Source organism: Flavobacterium sp. (genome assembly GCF_044368995.1).
Classification (GTDB): domain Bacteria; phylum Bacteroidota; class Bacteroidia; order Flavobacteriales; family Flavobacteriaceae; genus Flavobacterium.
In genome coordinates this window covers 1-3261 of the sequence record NZ_JBIPMS010000155.1, presented here as the reverse complement: position 1 = coordinate 3261, position 3261 = coordinate 1, and the positions used below count along the sequence as shown (strand labels likewise).

Genomic DNA, 3261 nt, shown 5'->3' with positions numbered 1-3261 from the left:
GCATTTACTTCTGTTGCGGTTAAATTTAATTGTTGTCCAACACCTCCAGGCATTAATCTTGGATCTAAATTGTTATTTCCGGGTGCAATATTTATTGTACCATAATGACCAATGGCTTGTTGAAGTGAAGTAATCACTCCTGTATGCATCATTTGTCCGTTAGTAGTGCCATCTACTTTAACTAAATCACGTAACGAAGGTGCTCTGGTGTTTGTAATATCAATTCCGGTGTTATTAATACTTCCAATTATTCCATTGTTTCTTGTGTTAGGATCAATGTCAAATTCTGGTGCGGCATGGCAGCCCGCACATCCTAAACCTCCAGCAGTTCTGACACCAGAAGCATTAAATGTTGGAGCCGTTAAAAACAAATTTTTTCCTTGATTTTCTTGGGTTGTGAAATTCGCAAAATTGGCTCCATCATTTGGTGCAGCTGCTCTTCCAATATCGTATTTTGAATCGAACGATTGAATACTTCTAATAAATTGTGCTAAAGCAAATTGAATTTTAGTTTCCGTAATTTCTTCAGAACCATATACAAATTTAAATAACTCTTTGTAATAATTTACAGCACTTAATTTTGTAATTAAAGCGTTAAAATTTAAATCGCCATTAGTGCCACTAAATCCCATTTCTCCGTGGTCTTTGATAGGCATAGTGGTTTGGATTTCTAAAGTTGCAGCACGTTCGTCCCAAAAGAATTTAGACTCTACAGCAAATCGTGTATTGATTAATCGCATAGAATGACGTCCAGTGGTTCCATTAACTCCTGTACTCGCAACAGAATCATCTCCAAAAGCTACTGCTTGTTTGTGACAGCTTGAACAAGAAATCGTATTATTCGAGGATAATTTTTTATCGTAAAATAAAACTCTTCCTAAAGTAGCGCCTTTATTTGAAATAGGATTTAAGGCACTATTGTCTTTAGTAATGTAGGCTGGAACGGTTTGGTTCGCATAATTGGCTAAATTATTTAAATCCACGGAACTACCAAATTCTGCTAAAACAGCAGGATAGGTTTCAGTAATAGCAGTGTAATCGTCTTCGCTATTGTCATTACAAGACATAACTGAAAAAGCAATTGCTAAAAAGGGTAAGATTTTGAAGGCTTTCATAGGCTTTTTGTTTTGGTTAATTCTGTTTAGACCAAAAATAAACAAAAAGGTTTAATGTAAAAGAAGTTTTTATTACTTTAAATTATTATTATATTTGACTTTTATAAGAACGTATATCATTTAAATAAAATAGTATGAAATTATTAGAAGGAAAAGTAGCCATTATTACTGGTGCAAGTAGAGGAATTGGAAGCGGAATTGCTAAAGTTTTTGCTCAAAACGGAGCAAATGTTGCCTTTACATATAGTTCTTCTGCAGAATCGGCATTAACATTAGAAAACGAATTAAATGCTTTAGGAATAAAATCTAAAGGATACAAATCGAATGCTGCAGATTTTAACGAAGCACAAAAATTAGTAGATGACGTAATGGCTGATTTTGGAAATATCGACATTTTAATAAACAACGCCGGGATTACAAAAGATAATTTGTTAATGCGTATGTCTGAAGAAGATTTTGATGCGGTAATGAATATCAATTTAAAATCGGTATTTAATATGACTAAAGCGGTACAAAAAGTAATGCTTAAAAACCGTGCAGGTTCTATTGTAAATATGAGTAGTGTGGTAGGAGTAAAAGGAAATGCAGGTCAAGCAAATTATGCAGCCTCTAAAGCAGGTATGATTGGTTTTACTAAATCTATCGCATTAGAATTGGGTTCAAGAAATATCAGATGCAATGCTATAGCACCTGGTTTTATTGAAACGGAAATGACTGCAAAACTAAACGAAGATGTGGTGAAAGGTTGGAGAGAATCTATTCCATTAAAGCGTGGTGGAACTCCAGAAGACGTTGCAAATGTATGCGTATTCTTAAGTTCAGATATGAGTGCCTATGTAACAGGACAAGTTATTAATGTAGATGGGGGAATGCTAACATAAAAGTAACTAGTGATAAGTAAATAGCAATTAGTCTATTCCTCTTCACTTATCACTAATTACAAATCACTTAAATATTTATGACAACTAGCACAATCCTTTTAATACTACTTTCGGTAATTATTTCTGGAGCTGTTGCGTTTTATCAATATTTATTTAAAGTCGATAACCAAAATAAAATAAATTGGTTATTGGCTTTTTTGCGTTTTATATCGGTTTTTTCGTTGCTTTTGTTGTTGATTAATCCTGTGGTTTCAAGAAAAATAATTGAAACCAATAAAATTCAACTTGCAATTGTTGCCGATAATTCTCGCTCTATATCAGAATTAAAAGCCAATGCTGTGGCGCTGAAATTATTTGAAAAACTAAATTCGAATTCGGCATTAAAAGAAAAATTTGAAATTCAAAGTTATACTTTTGATGATACATTTATTGCTGGAAAGTCTTTAGATTTTAAAGGAAACCAATCGAATATAGATGATGTTGCAAACAATTTAAAGCAATTAAATAAAAATACTTTTTACCCTGTTGTGTTGTTAACAGATGGTAACCAGACAATTGGAAATGATTATGTGTATAGTTTTCAAGAATCAACTACTGTTTTTCCGGTTGTTTTGGGCGACACAACAGCTACTTTTGATTTGAAAATTAATCAGCTTAACGCGAATAAATACGCCTTTTTAAAGAATAAGTTCCCAGTAGAAGTCTTCTTGCAATACAACGGAAATAAGTCTGTTTCAACAACTTTTTCTATCGAAAAAAACGGCAAAAAAGTTATTAGTCAAGCGGTAAATTTCGATAAAAAAAGCAAAGTACAATCGGTGCAAATTTTATTAGAAGCGGATAGAGTAGGATTACAAAAATACAAAGCAGTACTTTCTTCCTCTATTAAAGAAAAAAACACTTATAATAATAGTAAAAACTTTGCAGTTGAAGTATTAGATCAGAAAAAAGAAATTGCAATTATTTCAGACATTTCTCATCCAGATTTAGGCGCATTTAAACGCGCTATAGAATCTAACGCACAACGTAAGGTAACAATTATTAAAACCAATTCAATTAATGATTTACAAAAATATAATGTATTAATTTTATACCAGCCAACAGCTTCGTTTAGAAAAGTATTTGAAGTAAATAAAAATTTAAAAACAAACACATTTATTGTAACCGGAATGGCAACTGATTTTAATTTTTTAAATCAAATGCAATCCGATTTGGTTTTTAAATTAACGAATAAAAAAGAAGATTTCTCCCCTTCATTTGTATCC

Annotated in this window: 2 protein-coding genes and 1 pseudogene; 2 read left to right on the top strand and 1 reads right to left on the bottom strand. The window is 32.0% G+C overall.

What is annotated here, in order from left to right:
- A partial coding sequence (locus tag ACIQ2I_RS08685; protein ID WP_396182020.1) for a cytochrome-c peroxidase occupies positions 1-1115 on the bottom strand: 1115 nt, incomplete at its 3' end.
- 134 nt (positions 1116-1249) lie between these two features.
- Here ACIQ2I_RS08685 and fabG point away from each other — a divergent pair.
- Both fabG and ACIQ2I_RS08675 read left to right on the top strand, forming a co-directional pair.
- Entirely contained in the window at positions 1250-1996 is a 747-nt protein-coding gene (fabG, locus tag ACIQ2I_RS08680; protein WP_396182019.1) for a 3-oxoacyl-[acyl-carrier-protein] reductase, read from the top strand.
- Positions 1997-2073: 77 nt separating this feature from the next.
- A pseudogene (locus ACIQ2I_RS08675) lies at positions 2074-3261 on the top strand (hypothetical protein); the annotation flags it as partial.

Excerpts from the sequence above, each read along its gene's own strand:
- fabG (WP_396182019.1), top strand. The coding sequence starts at position 1,250 with ATGAAATTATTAGAAGGAAAAGTAGCCATTATTACTGGTGCAAGTAGA.